Genomic DNA, 18,965 nt, shown 5'->3' on the forward strand with positions numbered 1-18,965 from the left:
CCGCCTGCACAAGGGCCGCGCGGCGTCGGGGGGCGCTGGCGCGGCTTTTTTGTGGGCGGGGTGGGTAGGCGATTGGCGATGGAAGCCCGGGGTGACGAGTATGGCAAGCGTTCGATCCGCCACATCGCTCCGTCTGAAACAGCCCGCCCCCTTCAAAGTAGAGGCATTTCGCCGCCCTTACCCGTTCACGATGGTCCCGCCATTGGGGTGCAGCACCTGACCGCTCATGTAGCTGCTGTCGTCGCAGGCGAGGAAGAGGAAGGCGGGGGCGACTTCATTGGGTTGGCCGGGGCGACCCATGGGGGTGGATTCGCCGAAATGTTCCAGCTTTTCCGGGGTCGCGCCGCCGCTGGGGTTGAGCGGCGTCCAGATCGGTCCGGGCGCGACGGCGTTGACGCGGATGCCGTCCTTCACCAGATTTTCCGACAGGCTGCGGGTGAAGGCGGTGATCGCGCCCTTGGTGCTGGAATAGTCCAGCAGTTCCTTTTCGCCCTGATACATGGTGACGGACGTGCAGTTGACGATGGCCGCGCCGGATGTGAGGTGCGGGCGCGCGGCCTGGGTCAGGAAGAACATGCCGAAGATGTTGGTCTGAAAGGTGCGGCGCAGCTGGTCCTCGCTGATGTCGGTGATGTCCTTGTCGGGATGCTGCTCGCCCGCATTGTTGACGAGGATGTCGAGCCGGCCGAAGCGGCCGATCACCTGATCGACGGCGGCCTGGCAGAAATCCTTGTCGCCAATGTCGCCGGCGATGGTGAGCGCGTCGCGCCCCTCCGCCGTGACGATGCGGGCGGTCTGGCGGGCGTCGTCATGTTCGCACAGATAGAGGATGGCGATGTCCGCCCCTTCGCGCGCGAAAAGGGCGGCGACGGCGCGGCCGATGCCGCTGTCCGCGCCGGTGACGAGCGCGACCTTGCCCGCGAGCCGGCCGGAACCGGGATAGCGCGGTTCCCATTCCGGCTTGGGATCCAGCCGGGATTCGTGGCCGGGCAGGCCATCCTCATGGATCATGTCGTCGGGGGCGTCTAAAGCGAGCTGGGTCATGGAAGGTCTCCTTTCACGGAAGGCCAACACATGGGACCGGCGCTGGTTCAGCGGCGCGGAGGGAAGAGTGGGTAACGCAGGTTAAGCCATCATCGCGGCGATGCGATCAGCAAGCGCATCCATCGCGAAGGGTTTGGTGACGAGCGCCATGTTGGGCGCGAGCTGGCCGCTGCCGAGCACGGCGTTTTCGGCATAGCCGGTGATGAAGATGACGCGCAGCGCGGGGATGCGGGCGAGCGCGGCGTCCGCCACCTGCCGCCCGTTGAGGCCGCCGGGCAGGCCGACATCGGTGATGAGCAGATCGATGTCGTGCCCCTGGTCGAGGATGGCGAGCGCGCCGGGGCCGTCCTCCGCCTCCAGCACATGATAGCCTGCGTCCCGCGCGACCTCCACCGCGAGCATCCGCACCGTGGGTTCGTCATCCACGACGAGGATGGTGCCAAGGCCCGGATCGGGCGGGTCGGTCCGCGCGGCAGGGCCGGGGTCGGCCACGTCCTGATCCGCGTCCGCGCCCTCAAGCCGGGGCAGGTAGAGGCACATGGTCGTGCCCGCGCCGACTTCGGTATAGATGCGCACCTGACCGCCGGACTGGCGCACGAAGGCGTAGATCATCGAAAGGCCAAGCCCCGTGCCCTGGCCCATCGGCTTGGTGGTGAAGAAGGGATCGAAGGCGCGCGACACGACGTCCGGCTCCATGCCGGTGCCGGTGTCGGTGACCGCAACGCTGACATAGCCGCCGGGCAGCAGGCCGATGTCGCGCGCGGCGCGATCGTCGAACAGGCGGTTCGCCGTTTCGATGGTGATGCGGCCGCCGCCCGGCATGGCGTCGCGCGCGTTGATGCAGAGGTTGAGGATGGCGTTTTCAAGCTGGTTGGGATCGACCAGCGTGGACCAGAGGCCCGCCTGTCCCACGGTTTCGAGATGGATGGCCGGGCCGACCGAGCGGCGGATCATATCCTCAAGGTCGCGGACCAGCCGGTTGACGTTGGTCGGCTTGGGATCGAGCGTCTGGCGGCGGGAGAAGGCGAGCAGCCGGTGGGTGAGGGCGGCGGCGCGGCGCACCGCCCCCTGCGCCGCGGTCGAATATTTCTCCAGCTCGTTGGCGCGGCCCTGCTGGATGCGGATCTGGATCATTTCCAGCGCGCCGGAAATGCCGGTCAGCAGATTGTTGAAGTCATGGGCGATGCCGCCGGTGAGCTGGCCCACCGCCTCCATCTTCTGCGCCTGGCGCAGCGCTTCTTCGGCGCGGTCGCGCTCGGCGGCGGTGACGCCGACCTCCTCGGTCAGCCGCTGCTTGTCGCGCTCAAGCTGGCGCTCGACCGCCTTGCGCGCGGACACGTCCATCATCGCGCCGACCATCCGCAGCGGCGCGCCGTCCGGCCCGCGCAGCACATAGCCCCGGTCGAGAATGTCGGCATAGCTGCCGTCCGCGCGGGCGAAGCGATATTCGTCGCTCCAGTCGGTGCCGTCGCCGTCGATCACCGCGTGGATGCTGGCGCTGATGCGGGCGCGGTCATCGGGATGGATGTGGGCGATCCACCAGTCGCCGGTCGGATCGACTTCCGTCAGGCAATGGCCGTAGTTGCGCTCGATCGCCTCGTTCCAGGTGACATGGTTGGCGCGCAGATCCCAATCCCAGACGGCGTCGTTGGTGGCGCGACCGGCAAGGCGGAGCCGTTCCTCCACCTCGCGCCGGGCAGCGTCGGCCTCGCGTTCGGCCGACACGTCCTGAACCGTGCCGACGAGGCGGATGGGGTCGCGGCCGTCGAAGAAGGCGAGGCCATGGGCGCTGACATGGCGAAGCTTGCCGTCCTCTATGCCGATGGTGCGATATTCGACCTCGAACCGGTGGCTGCCGTCAGGATCGAGCGCGGCGGCGACGGCGCGGTCGGCGCGATCCCGGTCGTCGGGGTGGAGACCGGCGAGGAAGGCGCTTTCATAGGAGACCGGCGCGCCGGGCGGCAGGCCGAACAGTTCGCGACAGCGATCGTCCCACACCAGCGTCCCTTCGCGCGGGCGATAGTCGTAGCGGCCGAGTTCGGCGGCGCGGGCGGCGAGTTCCAGTTCCTCCCGGCTGCGTTCCAGCGCCCTTTCGGCGCGGCGGCGATCGCTGAGATCGGTGAAGAGAATGGCGACATGATTGAGGTGCGGCGCATCGACGCGGTAGGCGTGGACCAGGAACCAGCGGTCGCCCAGGGCCTGTGCCGGCAGTTCCACCTGTTCCGAATGGCCGGTGCGCGCGACCCGGCCATAGAGGTCGAACCATGTCTGTTCATGATCGGGCGCGATGTCGCGCATCCAGCGGCCGACCGGGTCCATGATGCCGGTCTGGCGGGTGAAGGATTCGTTCACCTCAAGGAAGCGATAGTCGAGGGCGCGGCCTTCATCGTCGAACTTCATCTCCACGACGCAGAAGCCCGCGTCGATGGAGTTGAAGAGGCTGCGGTAGCGCGCTTCGCTGGCGCGCAGTTCCAGCTCGCTCCAGGCGCGGTCGGCCGCTTCGCGGGTGCGCAGCGCCACATCCTCCGCCAGCGCGATTTCCGGCAGGGTCCATTGGCGCGGCGCGCCGTCATGGACGTAGAAGATGCCCTCCAGCCGGCCTTCGCGCAGGATCGGCACGACGATGAGGGCGCGGGTCTGGATGCTGGCCCAGCCGGCGGCATGATCGCGCACGCGCCGGTCGGTGTCGCTATCTTCGACCACCAGAGTCTGGCCGGCGCGCAGTTCCGCGATCACGTTCAGGCCGAAGCTGTCGAGCAACCGCGTTTCGCCCGCGAGGCCGGGCAGGGAATCGGACCAGTCGGCATCGACGCGGACCTGGCTGCCGTCCGCCGTGATCGCCGCCACGCCGCATCGTCCCGCGCCAAGCCGCTGACCCAGCATTTCGGCGGCGGCGGCGAGCAGCGCATGGGGATTGTCCAGCCCGCGCAACCGGTCGATCAGTGCGATCTGGAAAGCCTGCCTGTCGATCAACTGTTCGCGACTGAGATGGGCGGATCGGGGCATCGGGCTACTCGACAGGCGATACACCGCTTCTAGGCCGCCAGACGCGCTGGGCAAGGGGCTTAAATCTGATTTCGATCAGGACGGAAGGTTTCGTGACGGCGACGGGTCGAGGAGGCGGGCGCGCGAATGGCGCGCCCGCCTTATGCCCCAGGCGATCATTTGCCCTTGGGCGCGAGCCATCCGTGCATGTCGAGCCAGCGGACGAAGGCGTCGAACCAGCCGGTGCTGGTCGTCTTCTTGGGATACATGCCGAAACCGTGGCCGCCCTGTTCGAAAAGGTGGAATTCCACCGGACGCCTCGCCGCGCGCCAATCGTCGATCAGCTTGAAATCGCGGTTGCCGAACAGCGGGTCGTCCGCGGCGATGCCGGCGAACATCGGCGGCGCGTCGGCGGGCACGGTCATGCTGCCGAGCGGGCCATAGATGTTGCCGACGAAGGCGGGCTTCGCATCGGTCGACAGCGCGGTCGCCATGGTCAGCATCGCGCCCGCCGAAAAGCCGATCATGCCGATCCGGTCGGGATCGACATGCCATTGCGCCGCGCGGCTGCGGATCAGGCGGAAGGCGGCCTTGCTGTCTTCCAGTTGCGGCGCGAGGTTCATCGCGGCCCGGTTGGCGGCGGGCAGCGGATTGCGCGCGGCGCCGGCGAACATTTCCGCCATCGACTTTTCAAAGCCCGCCATGTCGGCCGGCGTCTGGTTCAGGCGATATTTGATGACGAAGGCGGCGATGCCCTTCGCGGCCAGCGCCCTGGCGACGTCATAGCCTTCATTGTCCATCGACAGCGTGCGGAAGCCGCCGCCCGGCGCGACGATGATCGCCGCGCCCGACGCCTTGCCGGGATCGGGCAGGAAGGGGGTGAGCGTCGCCACGGTGACGTTGCGGGCGAAGCGGCTGCCATATTGGCGGTGCCAGCTTTCGGTCGCCGTCGCACCGGGCAGCGGGCCGGTGCCGAGGTCGATCGCGTCGGGCTGCGCCGGGATCGCCATCGGCGTCATCTTGTCCTTGTCGTCCTGCGCGTGGGCGAAGGCCGGGGCCATCAGCGCGCAGGCGGCCAGGCCAAGGGCGACGCGCCGGGTGAGGGACTTATATGTCATCCTGAAAATCCTCCTCTAATGCGGTTTATTTGGGCAGGGGCACTGTCTTGGTGATGCTGTAGCGCGCCTGTTGCGTCTGCACGCCTTCGCCGGGCTGGCCGCTGCCGATGCTCAGGCCATAGTCGCCGGGGATGAGCGCGCGTTCGCCCGCCATGGTGACGAAGCTCAAGTCGCGGGGGGAAAGGGTGAAGATGAGGTCGCGGCTTTCGCCGGGCTTCAAGGACACGCGCTGGAAGCCGCGCAGGGCGATGCGGGGCGCGCCTTCGAAGCCGGGCGGGGTGATGTAGAGCTGGGCCACGTCGTCGCCCGCGCGCGCGCCGCTGTTGGTGATGCGGGTGCGCACGGTGATGCCGTTTTCGGTTCCGCCGCCCACCGGATCGACCACAGGCGCGGTGTAGGTGAAGCGGGTGTAGCTGAGCCCGTCGCCAAAGCGATAGACCGGCGTGCCCTTGAAATAGCGGTAGGTGCGGCCGTTCATCCCATAGTCGGTGAAGGGCGGCAGGTCCGCGACGCTCTTGTAGAAAGTGAGCGGCAGGCGGCCGCCCGGATCGGTCTTGCCGGAAAGGACATTGCCCACCGCAAGGCCGCCCGACTGGCCGGGATACCAGGACTCCAATATGGCCGAGGCATTGTCCTTCGCCCAGCTCAAATCGATGGCGCTGCCGTTCATGGCGACGATGACCAGCGGCTTGCCCGTGGCCTTCGCCTTTTCGAGGAAGGCGCGCTGGTCGGCGGGCAGGTCGAGGCTGGTCTTGTCGCCGCCCGAGAAGCCATCGACCTTGACCGGCATCTCCTCGCCTTCAAGGTCGGAGGTGAGGCCGACGACCGCGACGATCACATCGGCGTCCTTCGCGCCGGCGGCAAGATCGCGATCGAGATCGTCGGTGATCCGTTTCCAGAAGATCGCCGGGGCGGCGGGGATGCCGCTCTGCCCCTGGAGGCGGACGGCGTAGCGCTGACCCTTGGTCATGGGGACGTTGACGAGCTTGAGCGGTTCGGCCCAGCGGCTATAGTCGGTCGCGGAGACGACCGGCTTGCCGTTCAGCGAAACCTCGCCCTTCACGCCGGTCAGCGCGAGGCGGTAGAGGCCGGTTTCGGGCGCGATCAGAAAACCGGTCCAGACGACCTTATGCTCGTTTGCGACCTGCCTGAATTCGGCGGCGCGGGACACGAGGCTGTCTTCGGTGCGGACCAGCACGGGCTTGGCCTCATACTGGTCCTTGGTGGTCGCGTTATAATATTCGGCGCGGATGCCGGGCTTGCCATCGGGCGTGCGCAGCGCGGTGCCGGGGACGAGATCGCCATCGGTGATCGACGGGCTGAACGGGATCAGCGTGACGGCCGCACCGGGCATCGCCTGTCTGAGGCCGTCCGAGACGGAGACGGGCGGGGCGCTCTTGGCCGAGCTGTAATTGCCGCGCAGCACGCGGGTCGCGTCCGCCAGCGGGCCGGCGAGCGCGATTCTGGTGCCGGGCTTCAGCGGCAGGATGCCGTCATTCTTGAGGAGGACGAGGCTCTTTTCCGCCGTTTCAAGGGCGAGGGCCTGATGCGCCGCCGTGCCGATGGCCTTGACCGGCATGGCGTTGGGCCGCCGGGATGAAAGGCCGGGCAGGTCGCCGTTGCGCAGACGCGCGGAGAAGAGGCGGACGAGCGCGGTGTCGATATCCTCCATGCTGATATGGTTTTTCGCCAGGGCGTCCTTGTACCGGTCGCCCAGGCCCTGCTTGCCGCCGAGCGTCGCATTGTTGCATTCGCTGTCGACGCCCCGGCGCAGCGCGACGGACACGCCGGTCGCGGCGTCGGGGGCATATTTGTGATGATCGTAGATGTCGACCACGGCATCGCAGTCGGACACGACATAGCCCTTGAAGCCCCAGGCGTCGCGCAGATAGTCGGTGAGCAGCATGGGGCTGCCGCAGGCGGGTTCGCCATCGACGCGGTTATAGGCGCACATGATGGAGCCGGCCTTGCCCTCCACGATGGCGGCGCGGAAGGCGGGGAGGTAGGTGTCCTCCAGGTCGCGCTTGCTGGCGAAGATATTGTCGGTGTGGCGGCTCGGCTCCGGGCCGGAATGGACCGCATAATGTTTGGGCGTGGCGACGACGTTGGGCAGGTCGGGATTGTCGCCCTGCATGCCTTGCACGAAGGCGACGCCGATATGGGCGGTGAGGAAGGGATCCTCGCCATAGGTTTCCTGCCCCCGGCCCCAGCGCGGATCGCGGAAGATGTTGATGTTGGGCGACCATGTGTCGAGCCCGGTGCCGATGCGGCCAAGATGTCCGGTCTGGCGGCCGAGCGTGTGCAGCGCCTGGACTTCGGTGCTGATCGCTTCGGCCACATTACTGACGAGGGGCGCGTCGAAGGTGGCGGCAAGGCCAATGGGTTCGGGGAAGTTGGTGGTGGGCACCGCGCCGATCGCGCCGTGCAGCGATTCCGTCCACCAGTTATAGGCCGGGATGTTGAGGCGGGGAATGGCCGGCGCGGTGTTGAGAAGCTGATCGACCTTCTCGTCCAAAGTCAGCTGGCCGACGATGGCGCGGGCCTTGGCTTCGGCCTCCGTCCAGACATCGCCCGCAGGCGCGGCGGTCGCCTGCGCATGGGCAAGGGCGGCGGTCGAAACGCACAGCATCGCGCCGGCCGCGCGCAACAGGAATGCGGTCTTCATGTCAGTCTCCCCAAGGGTCATGCGCCGCTGGCCGGCGTCGTCATTCCGGCGGGGTGAGCCGTGCGCCCGCCCCGTGCGTCTCCAAAAAAAGGACGCGGGGGAGGGCACTTCCCCCGCGTCCGGGCGCGCTCAGTCGGCAGCGCCGGTCTTCGCGCCTTTCGGCACGAAGGGGTTGATGGTCTGGATGGTGCCGTCCGGATTATATTTGAGTTCGGTCACCTTGACGTTGCGCAGGCGGGTCTGGCCGGACAGTTGGCTGTCGGCATAGAAGAGCCACCATTTGCCGCCCCATTCGACGATCGAATGATGGGTGGTCCAGCCTTCCACCGGCTCCAGGATGCGGCCCTTGTAGGTGAAGGGGCCATAGGGGCTGTCGCCTATGCCATAGACCAGATAATGGGTATCTCCGGTCGAATAGCTGAAATAATATTTGCCCTTATATTTGTGCATCCAGGACGCTTCGAAGAAGCGGCGGTCATGGTCGCCGCCCAGCAGCGGCTTGCCCTTGTCGTCGACGATCCGGATTTCGCGCGGGGTTTCGGCAAATTCCAGCATGTCGCCGGACATCCTGGCGACGCGCGGGGCGATGGCGGGCTTGTCATCCTGCTCCAGGTCGGTCTTCGACCCGTTGGCGTCATATTTGCCGCCGAGGTTGCGCTGAAGCTGGCCGCCCCAGATGCCGCCGAAATACATGTAGCTTTGCCCGTCCGCGTCGGTGAACACGGCCGGATCGATCGAGAAGCTGCCCTTGATCGGTTGCGGCTGCGCCTTGAACGGGCCCATCGGGTCCCTGGACGTGGCAACGCCGATGCGGAAGGCGCCTTCCTTGTCCTTGGCCGGGAAGTAGAGATAATAGGTGTCGCCCTTCTTCGCGGCGTCGGGCGCCCACATCTGCTTGTCGGCCCAGGGCACGTCCTTGACGTCGAGCGCGACGGGGCCGACCGTCACCGGGCCGCCGATCTTGTCCATGCGGAGCACGCGATAGTCGCGCATCTCGAAATGCGCGCCCAGATCGTCCTCGGGCGTCGGACCATCAATGTCGTGGCTGGGATAGACATAGATCTTGCCGTCCCAGACATGGGCCGAGGGATCGGCGGTGTAGATGTCCTTCACCAGCGGCTGCGACAGATATTCGGACGCGTCGCGCTTCGCTTCGGTGCCGGCCGCGGCGTTCGGGGCAGCCTCGTTGGTCGCGGACTGCTGGCATGCGGACAGGAGCGCGGCCGTGGACAGCAGGGCGGTGAGGAGGGGGGCGGCGCCAAGGGCGCGCGAGGGCTTGGGCATGGTGATCCTCTCAAACTTGTCAGCAGTGGCCTGACGGTGCTCTGATCAGAGAGATAGCGCTATCATGAAATGAGCGCAATCTTCGTTATAATGGGTCAGGTCGAAGGGTGATGCTTTGCAATATCGAACGAAACTCCATTCGGAAAAAATGATAGCGCAATCATTCAGGTCTCAACCGCTGGCCGCGATGGCAGCGGCTGGATTGTCGCCGGTCAGACCGGCTGCAATCCGTGGCTCACGATCTTGTCGATGAGGTCGCGGTGGCGCGGCAGGCCCGCGCGCAATTTGGCGGTGAGGGCGGCGTTTTCGCGCATCGCCCGGCTGGCGAGCGCCGCGTCGCGGGTCAGCGCGCCGCGATCCACCTCCGTTCGGAAGCCCATGCCGTAGAGCACATATTGATAGCTGGCGACGGGAAAGACTTCCTCCACCCGGTCGAATTCCTCGTGGAAGCCGGGCGGCTGGTATTTCCACAGCAGCAGCAAGTCCTGCAGCCGGTCGGGAATGGACTGCGCGCGCACATTGTCGCGCCAGAAATCGCTGTCGGTGCGCTGGGTCAGCACATAATGGAGCTTCAGAAAGTCGACGATGCGGCCCCAGCGATAATCCGTGGTCGCGTTGAAGCGCCGGGCGACGATGTCCATCACCTCGCGATTGGCGGGCATCTGTTCGGCGATGATCTTGGCCGACAGTTCGATGAGGACGATGGCCGACGCCTCCAGCGGCTCCAGGAAGCCGGCGGCGAGCCCGACCGCGACGCAATTGCCCTTCCAGAAGGTTTCGCGGTGGCCCGAGCGGATCTTGATCTTGCGCGCGGACAGGCCATCGGCGGCTGGCCCGATATAGGCGCGCAGTTCGCGCTCCGCCTCTTCGTCCGAAATATGGCTGCTGGAATAGACATGGCCCGTGCCGCGCCGCGACTGGACGCCGATGTCCCAGATCCAGCCCGCGCTCTGGGCCGTGGAGATGGTGTGCGAGGCGATCGGGCTGTCGGGCGCGTCATAGGGCACCTGTATGGCGAGCGCCGTGTCGCAGAAGAGGATGTCGTTGCAGTCGCGGAAGGGGACGCCCATCGCCCCTTCGATCAGCAGCGCCCTGAAACCCGTGCAGTCGACGAACAGGTCGCCTTCGACCTCGCCGGCCTGGGTGGTGCGGATGGCGCGGATGTCGCCATTGTCGCGCATCAGCACCTGCTCCACATCGGCGAGGACGTGGCGCACGCCGAGCTTTTCGCAGCAATGCCGTTGCAGGAAGGGCGCGAACTTGCCGGCATCGAGATGATAGGCATAGTTGGCGAGCGCATCATATTCGGCGGTCGCGATCGTCTTGGGCGCGAGGCCATCGTCGCAGATGCGCCCCTGGGAACAGACGCTGTCGCAGAAGCTGTCGTCGCCGTCGGCGGCGAGCCAGTGCGGGGCGAGGTTCACCTGGCCGAAGCTCTGGGGCAGCATCAGCGGATGATAATAGCCGTCATGCGGCGCGCCGGTGGTCCAGCGGGCGAAGCGGGCGCCCTGCTTGAAGGCGGCGTCGCATTCGCGGAAGAAGTCCGTTTCGGACACGCCCATGCGCGACAGGGTGGTGCGCAGCGTGGGCCATGTCCCTTCGCCAACGCCGATGATCGGCACGTTGGGGGATTCGACCAGGGTGACCGTGAAGTCGGCGCGTCCCTGGTGGCGGGCGGCGATGACGCCGGCGGTCAGCCATCCAGCGGTTCCGCCGCCGACGATGACGATGTTGCGGACCGGATTGACCATGGGATGAGGATACCCCCGAAAAGGGAGGAGGTGTCAAGCGACACCCCCTCCAGGGCGAGACACGGTTAGAAGCGGTAGCGCACGCCCGCGGTGAAGCGGCGACCATAGGCATAGACATCCAGCAGCTGGTTCGAGAACCGGCCATGGGTGCTCTGCGTCTCATTGGTGACGTTGAGCGCTTCGCCAAAGACGCTGAACTGATCGGTCAGACGGATGTTCGTGCTGAGGTCGATCTGAAGCGCCGAATTGACGAAGGTCGGTTCCGCGCCGAACGCCGAGTTGTTCTGCGCCTGGCCGAACTGCGACAGATATTTGTCGCGCCAGTTGAGCGCCGTCCGGAATTCGAAACCGTTCTTGTCGTAGAAGGCCACGAGGTTCGCGGAGTTGGCGAGACCCGTCACGGCAAAGCCGCTGGTCGACAGGTCGGTTTCGTCATAGGGCTTGTTGGTTTCGACGAAGGTGGCGTTGGCGTTGAAGCCGAAGCCGCTGTCGCCGAACACATGCTGCCAGGCCAGTTCCACGCCGCGGACGGTCGCGTCGGGACCGTTGACGCGCCGCGAGACGGTGAACTGGGCCGGCTGACCGGTCGACGGGTCGATGACGCCGTTGATGGTCGCCCGTTCCGTGCCCGCCACGATGAAGTTCGACACATTCTTGATGAAGAAGTTCACCGACGCGTAGCTGTTGCGCTGGTAATACCATTCCGCCCCGAAGTCGAAATTCTCCGCGAGATAGGGCTTGAGCGCCGGGTTGCCGCCGGTGGCGGTGAGGGCGCCCACGCGCTGGCCGCTGCCCACGTTGAGGACCGGGGTCAGGGTGTTGAGGCCCGGACGCGTCAACGTACGCGAGGCGTCAAAGCGGACGTGGAAATTGTCCGTGATTTCCAGCTTCATGTCGATGGCCGGCAGGAAGTAGGAATAGCTGCTGCTGGTCGACACCGGCTGTTCGGGCGTGAAGGCGATGGTCAGCAGCGTCGGGTCCGCCGTGCTGCCCACGATCGACGTCGGCAGGCGACCGATGCCCGCCGAGATGATCTTCGTGCTTTCCTCGCGGCCACCGGCGTTCACCTTGAAGGGCATGCCGGCGATTTCGGTGTTGAAGCTGGCGCTGATCCAGGCCGACCAGCTCTTTTCCAGGATGTTCTGGACGCTGCCGGGGTCAAGGGCGAGGTCGATCGTGCCGTTGAAGCCCGTGCAGCAGCCCGCATTGTAGCCCGGCGTGTTCGGGCCGACCCACAGGCTTTCCAGATAGGACGAGTAGGCGCGAGCGTCATAGTTCAGCAGCACCGGAGGCAGCGAGCCGCTGAAGCCTGGAATCCAGCCCTTCGTGCTGATCGTGCCCTGGATCAGGCTGGCCGGGATCGGAACGCCGGTGGTGCGGCCCGACGGAGCTCCGTAGCCCGCATAAGCCTGCCAATAATTGTTGGCGAAGGTGTTGCGGTTCTGGAGGGAGAATTCATCCTCCATGTAACGGCCGCCGACCTTGATGGTGAGGTCGTCCTGCTTCCAGGTCGCGCCCAGGCGGAACTGCTTGATTTCGTCGCTGTTCTTCTGCGCGGTACGGACGGTGACGTGCGATCCGATGATCGACTGGTCGGTCCAGCGGGCCTGATTGCCGGCGGGGCCGTAGGTCGTGAACTCGGGGAAAGCGTTCTTGCTGTCGCCGGTCACGCGCACGCCCAGGTTGGTGCCGAGCAGGCCACCATAACCGATGTCAGCGCCTTCGCTGCTGACCTGACCGTCGGGGTTCAGGCGGCTCTTCGAATAGCTGGCGTCGGCGTCGAAAGTGAGGTTTTCGGTGGCATCCCACTTCAGGTTCAGGCCAACCTGGTTCGTTTCCAGGATGTTCTTGTCGGTGCCGGCGGTGAAGTCGGTCGGCGTGCCGGCCTGCAGGAAGTCGGTCGTCGTGCCGTTGCTGTCCAGCGTGACGTTGCGCATGTCGCCCTGGTTGAACCAGACGCCGAAGCCGTCGATGTCGGTCGTGACCTTCTGACGCGAATAATTGTCGTCGATCGTCAGCAGGATGTCGTCGGACGGCTGCCACTGGAAGGCGATACGGCCGTCGATGCGTTCATCCTTGGTATAGCGCTGGTCGGCGCCATATTGCTGCTGATACCAGCCGACCACGGAGCGGCGCTGCGATGCGGCAGCCGTCGCGGAATCGGTGGGAGCGCAAGGGCCCGGCGCGGCACCGGCCAGCTGACACGGCGCGAACCGGCCGCCCTGCCAACCCGAAACATAGACGCGGTTCGTCTGCGTGTCGCGGCGGGTGTAGATGGCGTCCACCAGGATGCCCATCGTGTCGTCGGCGAAGGTGGTGCTGAACAGGCCACCCACGGTCGGCACGACCTTGCCCGATTCATCCTGGACCGAACCCGACGCGCTCATGGCGACGCGGGTGCCCGGCTTGTCGAAGGGCTTGGGATAGGAGATGTTGAGCGTGGCGCCGATCGAGCTGCTGGACAGCGACAGTTCCGGCGTCTTGTAGACCGCGAGCTGCCCCACGAAGTCCGCGCCGACCGTGGTGAAGTCGACCGAGCGGCCGCCCGAGGCGGTCGAGATGCGGCGGCCGTCGACCAGCGTTTCGTTGAAGTCGCCGCCGAAGCCACGGACGGAGATGCCCTGTGGTTCGCCGCGCGAGCCGTTACGCTGGATCGAGACGCCCGGCAGGCGCTGCAGCGAGGCGGCGACGTTCGAGTCCGGGAACTTGCCGATGTCTTCGGCCGAGATGACATCGACGACGCCGGAGGATTCGCGCTTGATGTCGAGGTTGCGCTGGAGCGATCCGCGGATGCCGGTGACGACGATGTCGGCGTCGCTGGCTTCGGCTGCGGCCGACCCCTGCGCGAAGGCGGGCGTGGCGGCGACGAGCGCCATCAGGCTGGCCGTGGCTGCGAGCGCGACGCGGCGGCGTCCGGCGGAAATGTCTATGGGACTGTAACTCATGATCCTCCCCTTGGTCACTTGCGTCTCGCATGGACACCGCCGCACCATTGCTGCGGTGAACCTCTTGTTCGAACAGGGGGGAGTTGCTTCCGCCTATGCAGGCAGATTTCATCATCCTCCCGGCTCTTCTTTTTTTCTGAGAGAAATGTTAGCGCTATCGAAACAGGCGATCAAGCGAAATTATATAGGATATGGTGGCGAGGCGGAAAAGCAGTTACGCCTCTAGGAAATGCTGGGATTCGCGCCGTGAACCAAGAGGCGCGGGACAGGAATGGAGAGGGTATGGAGACGCTGGAACTGGTGAATAGTGGCGCGCATGCCACAGTGCGGATGCGGCCCGCGCACAGGGGGGCGAGCGCATTCGTCCGGGTCGTGCTGGGCGAATTCGCCGCCGCGTCGGCCGCCTGCCCGCTGCTGTTTTCCAAACATGCCGAAACCGGCGCCTTCTATGCCGGCGCGCTGATGGGCTTTGCGGAAGGCGAGGACCTGACGCTGTCCCCCGACGAGCGACCGGCGTTCCAGCCGCTGGAGGCGGCACGGGAAGGCTTCTTCGCCACGGGCGAGAATATCGCACTGGACCCTGCCCATGCGCGCTTTGCGGCAGCGGACGGCGAATCGCTGTTCGACGCGCAGGGACAGCCGACCGCGGCGCTGAAGGCGGTACAGCAGGCGCTGGGCCGGTTGATGACGGACGGGCCGGCGACCGACGCCTTCATCGCCGCGCTGCTGGCCCGTCGCCTGATCGAGCCGATCGATATCGCGCTCAATTTCGACGATGGCGAGCGGCTGCGGCTGGAGGGGCTTTACACGGTCAGCCTGGATGCGCTGGGCGACCTGGACGACGCGGCGGCGCTGTCGCTGTTCCGGGCCGGGCATTTGCAGTTCGCCTATATGATGGCGGCGTCGTTGCAGCATATCCCGCTAATGGCGCGCCGCCGCAACGCTCGCCTGGCCGTGCCGGCCTGAAGCCGGGGACCGGGCCATGTCCGCGACCGCCGCCGCCGTGCAGGAGATCGCCGCCCGCGATGTGCCGGGCCGGGAAGGATTGCGCGCCCTGGCCGAGGCCGGGCAGCCGGTGGCGATCCGGGGGCTGGGCGATGGCTGGCCGGCGGTGGTCGCCGCGCGCGAAGGCGATGCCGCGGCGCTTGCCTATGTCGGGCGATTCGACGCGGGCCTGACCGCCGAATATTTCTCCGGGGATGCAGCACTCGCCGGACGCTATCATTATGGCGACGGGCCGGGGGGCTTCAACTTCGTGCGCGAACCCCTGAGCGTCGCCGATGCGCTCGAACGGATCGCCGCCAACGCGGCGGGCGAGGGCACCGGCTATATGGGGTCTCTGCCGGAGGAGACCTATTTCCCCGGTTTCGCGCAGGAAAATGGCTGTCCCTTGCTGGGGCCGGAGGTGCGGCCCCGGCTGTGGCTGGGCAACCGGTCCACCGTCGCCTGCCATTACGACATCTATGACAATATCGCCTGCGTGGTGGCGGGACGGCGGCGCTTCACCCTCTATCCGCCCGATGCCATCGGTGACCTTTATGTCGGGCCGATCGACCACACTCTGTCTGGCCAGCCGGTGTCGATGGCGGCGGCCGATCCCGACAATCCCGCCTATCCGCGCTTTGCACGGGCGCGGGAACGGGCGGTGCGCGTGCTGCTGGAGCCGGGCGACGCACTCTACATGCCAAAGCTCTGGTGGCACGAGGTCGAGGCGCTGGGGCGGGTCAATATCCTGGTCAATTACTGGTGGGACGCGTTCCGGGCCGGGCCGGATTCGCCGCATACCGCGATGCTGCTGGCGATGATCGCGGTGGCGGAGCGGCCCGCGCCCGAGCGGGCGGCGTGGCGCGCCTTCTTCGACCATTATGTCTTTCGCCCCGACGGCCACCCGCTGGCGCACATGCCCGAAGAGAAGCACGGCGTGCTGGGGCCGCTGGCGGCGGGGAATTACGGGCGCCTCCGCACATTGGTGATGCGGCTGCTGCGCGGGGCGTGAGGCAGGATCAACAGGGAGAGACCATGACCAGGACCGTCAAAGCGGCGCTCGCGATCGCCGCCCTTGCCGCGACAGCCCAGCCCGCCGCCGCGCAGGCAGGCGCCCAAAGGCCGCCGGCCGTCGCGGAGGCGGGATCGTTCACGATCGAACGGATCAAGGTCCGTGCGCCCTCGATCGCCGGCAATCTGGAGGGGAATGCCGCCGACCGCGACGTGCTGGTGGTGCTGCCGCCAAGCTACAGGACGCACCCGGAGCGGCGCTATCCCGTCGTCTATACGCTGCACGGCTATACGCTGAGCGCGGAGGATTGGCGGGGCTACCTGAACCTGCCGCACACGGCGCAGGCTGCGCTGGCGCAGGGCGGGCGCGAGATGATCCTGGTGCTGCCCGATTCCAAGACGGTGCATAACGGGTCGATGTATTCGCGGTCGGAAACCACTGGCGATTTCGAGACCTTCATCGCCCGCGACCTGGTCGCCTATATGGACGGGCACTACCGGACCCTGGTGCGGCGCGAGAGCCGGGGCCTTGCGGGGCATTCGATGGGCGGGTACGGGACCAGCCGGATCGGGATGAAATATCCCGACATGTTCAGCGCGCTCTACATCATGAGTCCCTGCTGCCTGTCGGTGCGGACGCTGGCGCCGGTGGACGCGGCGGGCATGAAGATGTTGGAAGCGCTCAAGTCGCCCGCCGATTCGGCCGGCTTGTCCTTCGGGCAGCGGGCTCAGCTGGCGACGGCTTCGGCATGGTCGCCCAATCCGGCAAATCCGCCGCTCTACCTCGACCTGCCGGTCAAGGAAGGGGTGGCCCAGCCGAACGTGCTGGCGAAATGGGCGGCCAATGCGCCGCTCGCCTTTGTCGACCAATATGCCGGCAACCTGCGCCGCTACAAGGCGATCGCGATCGATGTCGGCGACAAGGACGGGTTGAAGGAGGATGCGCAGAGCCTGCACGATCTGCTCGACCGCTATCACATCGCCAACAGCTTCGAGATTTACGAGGGCGATCATGGCAACCGGGTCACACAACGGTTCCAGGACAAGGTGATACCCTTCTTTTCGCAGCATCTGGATTTCGGGACAGCGAAATAGACATGCGCGCCGCTTGGGCTGCATGACTATGTTAGCGTTAACAAAAGTGATTCGAGGGCAGAGCGTCAAAGCGGCCCGATGGGAGGAGACTATCATGCCGGGACCATTTTCCTATCAGCCGCGCCGGGCGCTGGAGCGGGCGGCGAGCCTGGTCGCGCTGTCCGCCGCAGCCCTTGCCACGACGGCGGCGGCCGCGCCCCGGTTCGATCCGGTGTTCAGCGACCATGCCGTGATCCAGCGCGACCATCCCGTGACCATCAGCGGGCATGGGGAAGCGGGAGAAACGGTGTCGCTGTCCTTCGCCGGGCAGACGCGCGCGGTGCAGGCCGACGGCGACGGGCGGTTCGAGGCGCGGTTCGACCCCGTCGCGACGCCCGGCCCGGTGACGCTGGAAGCGCGCGCGCCGTCCGGCACCGCGACCGCGCGCGATGTAGTGGTGGGCGACGTGTTCCTTTGTTCCGGCCAGTCCAACATGGAGCTGGAAGTCCGTTTCGCGCAGGATGCGCGGGGGCAGATGGCGGGATCGGCCGACGACCAGCTGCGCCTGATGCTGGTGCCCAGGGCGGTGGCGGACAATCCGCTGCGCGACTTCCCGCAGGCGCCGGCGTGGCGCGCGGCAGGGCCGGACAGCGTGGGCGATTTTTCCGCCGCCTGTTTCTATATGGCGCGCGAGTTGCGCAAGACGGCGAAGGTTCCCATCGGCGCGATCGCGAGCAGTTGGGGCGGATCGCGCATCAGCCCATGGATGGGTGCGCGGGCGCAGGCGGCGGTGGGGCAGGCCGCGCAGTCGGACCTTGTGGCGCTGCACGGCCGCGATCCTGTCGCCGCCGAGCGTGCGGCCAGCCGCGAATGGGAGGCGTGGTGGCGCAAGGCGACGGGCGACGCCGCCGGCAAGGAGCCGTGGCAACCGGGCGCGGCGCTGCAATGGGCTCCGGTGCCCAATATCGGGCCGTGGGAGAAGTGGGGCGTGCCGGCGCTCGCCGCCTATAACGGCATGGTCTGGTTCCGCCGCGAGATCGACCTGACGGCGGCGCAGGCGCAGGCGGCGAACGCCCGTCTGTCGCTGGGCCTGCTGGACGATGTCGGGCGGGTGTGGATCAACGGCAAGCCGGTCGGCATGAACGCGCGCAGCTGGCAGCCGAGCAGCTTCGACGTGCCGCCCGGCGTGCTGAAGGCCGGGCGCAACATCCTGGTGGTCAATGTGCTCGACACTTATGCCAATGGCGGGCTGTCGGGACCGGCGGACGTGCTGAAACTGTCGCTGGGCGCGGCGGGCGACGTGCCGCTGGGCGAGGGGTGGCGCTATGCCGTGCCCGCGCGGACGCCCGATGGCGCGCCGCGCGTGCCATGGGGCGACACGACCGGCGTCGGCACGCTCTACAACGGCATGATCGCGCCGCTGGGGGGCATCGGGCTGAAGGGCGTGGCCTGGTATCAGGGCGAATCCGATGTCGACATTCCAGGCTATGCCGAGCGGATGCAGGCGATGATGGCCGATTGGCGGCGGCAGTTCGGATCGCCGGACCTGCCCTTCGTCGCGGTGCAGCTCGCCGCCTATGGCGCGCCGGTGACGCAGCCGGGCGAGAGCGGATGGGCGGCGATGCGCCAGACGCAATATCAGGCGATGGCGGCGGACCCGCATGGCGGGCTGGCGACGGCCATCGACATCGGCGATCCGTTCGACATCCATCCGGGCGAGAAGCAGGAGGTCGGCCGCCGGCTGGCGCGGGCGATGCGCGCGCTGGCCTATGGCGACCCGGTGTCGCGCACCGGGCCGCAAGGCGCGCGGGCGACCGCGACCACCGACGGCGGCGCGGCGGTCGACTTTACGGGCCTGACCGGCGGGCTGCACACGCGCAGCGCCGCGCAGGCCATCGGCTTTGAATTGTGCGGGGCGGAAGCGGGAAGCTGCCGCTTCGTGCCCGGCCGCATGGAAGGGACGCGCGTCCTGCTGGCGGGCGATGGCCGCCCGGCGACGCGGGTGCGCTACGCCTGGGCGGAGTCGCCGGTGGTCAACCTGTATGACGAAACGCCGTTGCCGGTCGGATCGTTCGAGCTGCCGATCACGCGATGAGGCATGGCC

11 protein-coding genes are annotated in these 18,965 nt (G+C 67.0%); 4 read left to right on the forward strand and 7 right to left on the reverse strand.

The genetic code is table 11. The annotated features are described in order from the left end of the window. Positions 1-177: 177 nt before the first annotated feature. The 7 genes from AX724_RS17820 to AX724_RS17850 all read right to left on the reverse strand — a co-directional run bounded on the left by AX724_RS17820 (position 178) and on the right by AX724_RS17850 (position 13,792). Positions 178-1,044: a glucose 1-dehydrogenase gene (locus AX724_RS17820; protein WP_066769043.1), complete on the reverse strand. Its 867-nt coding sequence runs from the start codon at positions 1,042-1,044 to the stop codon at positions 178-180. Positions 1,045-1,125: 81 nt separating this feature from the next. Further along, positions 1,126-4,050: a PAS domain-containing protein gene (locus tag AX724_RS17825; RefSeq protein ID WP_066769045.1), complete on the reverse strand. Its 2,925-nt coding sequence runs from the start codon at positions 4,048-4,050 to the stop codon at positions 1,126-1,128. A 155-nt stretch (positions 4,051-4,205) separates the two neighbouring features. Beyond that, positions 4,206-5,147 carry an alpha/beta hydrolase gene (locus tag AX724_RS17830; protein ID WP_066769047.1) on the reverse strand — a complete coding sequence of 314 codons (942 nt, stop codon included), beginning with the start codon at positions 5,145-5,147 and terminating at the stop codon, positions 4,206-4,208. A 25-nt stretch (positions 5,148-5,172) separates the two neighbouring features. After that, positions 5,173-7,812, reverse strand: coding sequence for a glycoside hydrolase family 3 C-terminal domain-containing protein (locus tag AX724_RS17835; protein WP_066769055.1), 2,640 nt, complete (start codon positions 7,810-7,812; stop codon positions 5,173-5,175). Positions 7,813-7,941: 129 nt separating this feature from the next. Continuing rightward, positions 7,942-9,096 carry a glycoside hydrolase family 43 protein gene (locus tag AX724_RS17840; protein ID WP_082733593.1) on the reverse strand — a complete coding sequence of 385 codons (1,155 nt, stop codon included), beginning with the start codon at positions 9,094-9,096 and terminating at the stop codon, positions 7,942-7,944. 212 nt (positions 9,097-9,308) lie between these two features. After that, positions 9,309-10,847, reverse strand: a complete 1,539-nt coding sequence (locus tag AX724_RS17845; protein ID WP_066769057.1) for a tryptophan halogenase family protein — start codon at positions 10,845-10,847, stop codon at positions 9,309-9,311. A gap of 65 nt (positions 10,848-10,912) precedes the next feature. Further along, the gene (locus AX724_RS17850) at positions 10,913-13,792 is read right to left on the reverse strand and encodes a TonB-dependent receptor (protein ID WP_066769058.1); all 2,880 of its coding nucleotides are present in this window, start codon (positions 13,790-13,792) and stop codon (positions 10,913-10,915) included. Positions 13,793-14,074: 282 nt separating this feature from the next. Between AX724_RS17850 and AX724_RS17855 the strand changes: the two genes are divergently transcribed. The 4 genes from AX724_RS17855 (at position 14,075) to AX724_RS17870 (ending at position 18,956) form a co-directional block, all read left to right on the forward strand. Then, positions 14,075-14,758, forward strand: a complete 684-nt coding sequence (locus AX724_RS17855; RefSeq protein WP_066769060.1) for a SapC family protein — start codon at positions 14,075-14,077, stop codon at positions 14,756-14,758. A 16-nt stretch (positions 14,759-14,774) separates the two neighbouring features. Next, positions 14,775-15,788 (forward strand): cupin-like domain-containing protein, encoded by a 1,014-nt coding sequence (locus AX724_RS17860; RefSeq protein ID WP_066769063.1) that lies wholly within the window; start codon positions 14,775-14,777, stop codon positions 15,786-15,788. A 23-nt stretch (positions 15,789-15,811) separates the two neighbouring features. Next, a complete protein-coding gene (locus tag AX724_RS17865; RefSeq protein WP_066769065.1) occupies positions 15,812-16,882 on the forward strand; it encodes an alpha/beta hydrolase in 1,071 nt (356 codons plus the stop codon). 94 nt (positions 16,883-16,976) lie between these two features. Beyond that, the gene (locus AX724_RS17870; RefSeq protein WP_082733594.1) at positions 16,977-18,956 is read left to right on the forward strand and encodes a sialate O-acetylesterase; all 1,980 of its coding nucleotides are present in this window, start codon (positions 16,977-16,979) and stop codon (positions 18,954-18,956) included. Positions 18,957-18,965 lie beyond the last annotated feature (9 nt).

The sequence above is a fragment of the Sphingobium sp. CCH11-B1 genome (assembly GCF_001556865.1).
In the GTDB taxonomy this organism is placed as follows: domain Bacteria; phylum Pseudomonadota; class Alphaproteobacteria; order Sphingomonadales; family Sphingomonadaceae; genus Sphingobium.

Excerpts from the sequence above, each read along its gene's own strand:
- AX724_RS17820 (WP_066769043.1), bottom strand. The coding sequence starts at position 1,044 with ATGACCCAGCTCGCTTTAGACGCCCCCGACGACATGATCCATGAGGAT.
- AX724_RS17825 (WP_066769045.1), bottom strand. The coding sequence starts at position 4,050 with ATGCCCCGATCCGCCCATCTCAGTCGCGAACAGTTGATCGACAGGCAG.
- AX724_RS17830 (WP_066769047.1), bottom strand. The coding sequence starts at position 5,147 with ATGACATATAAGTCCCTCACCCGGCGCGTCGCCCTTGGCCTGGCCGCC.
- AX724_RS17835 (WP_066769055.1), bottom strand. The coding sequence starts at position 7,812 with ATGAAGACCGCATTCCTGTTGCGCGCGGCCGGCGCGATGCTGTGCGTT.
- AX724_RS17840 (WP_082733593.1), bottom strand. The coding sequence starts at position 9,096 with ATGCCCAAGCCCTCGCGCGCCCTTGGCGCCGCCCCCCTCCTCACCGCC.
- AX724_RS17845 (WP_066769057.1), bottom strand. The coding sequence starts at position 10,847 with ATGGTCAATCCGGTCCGCAACATCGTCATCGTCGGCGGCGGAACCGCT.
- AX724_RS17850 (WP_066769058.1), bottom strand. The coding sequence starts at position 13,792 with ATGAGTTACAGTCCCATAGACATTTCCGCCGGACGCCGCCGCGTCGCG.
- AX724_RS17855 (WP_066769060.1), top strand. The coding sequence starts at position 14,075 with ATGGAGACGCTGGAACTGGTGAATAGTGGCGCGCATGCCACAGTGCGG.
- AX724_RS17860 (WP_066769063.1), top strand. The coding sequence starts at position 14,775 with ATGTCCGCGACCGCCGCCGCCGTGCAGGAGATCGCCGCCCGCGATGTG.
- AX724_RS17865 (WP_066769065.1), top strand. The coding sequence starts at position 15,812 with ATGACCAGGACCGTCAAAGCGGCGCTCGCGATCGCCGCCCTTGCCGCG.
- AX724_RS17870 (WP_082733594.1), top strand. The coding sequence starts at position 16,977 with ATGCCGGGACCATTTTCCTATCAGCCGCGCCGGGCGCTGGAGCGGGCG.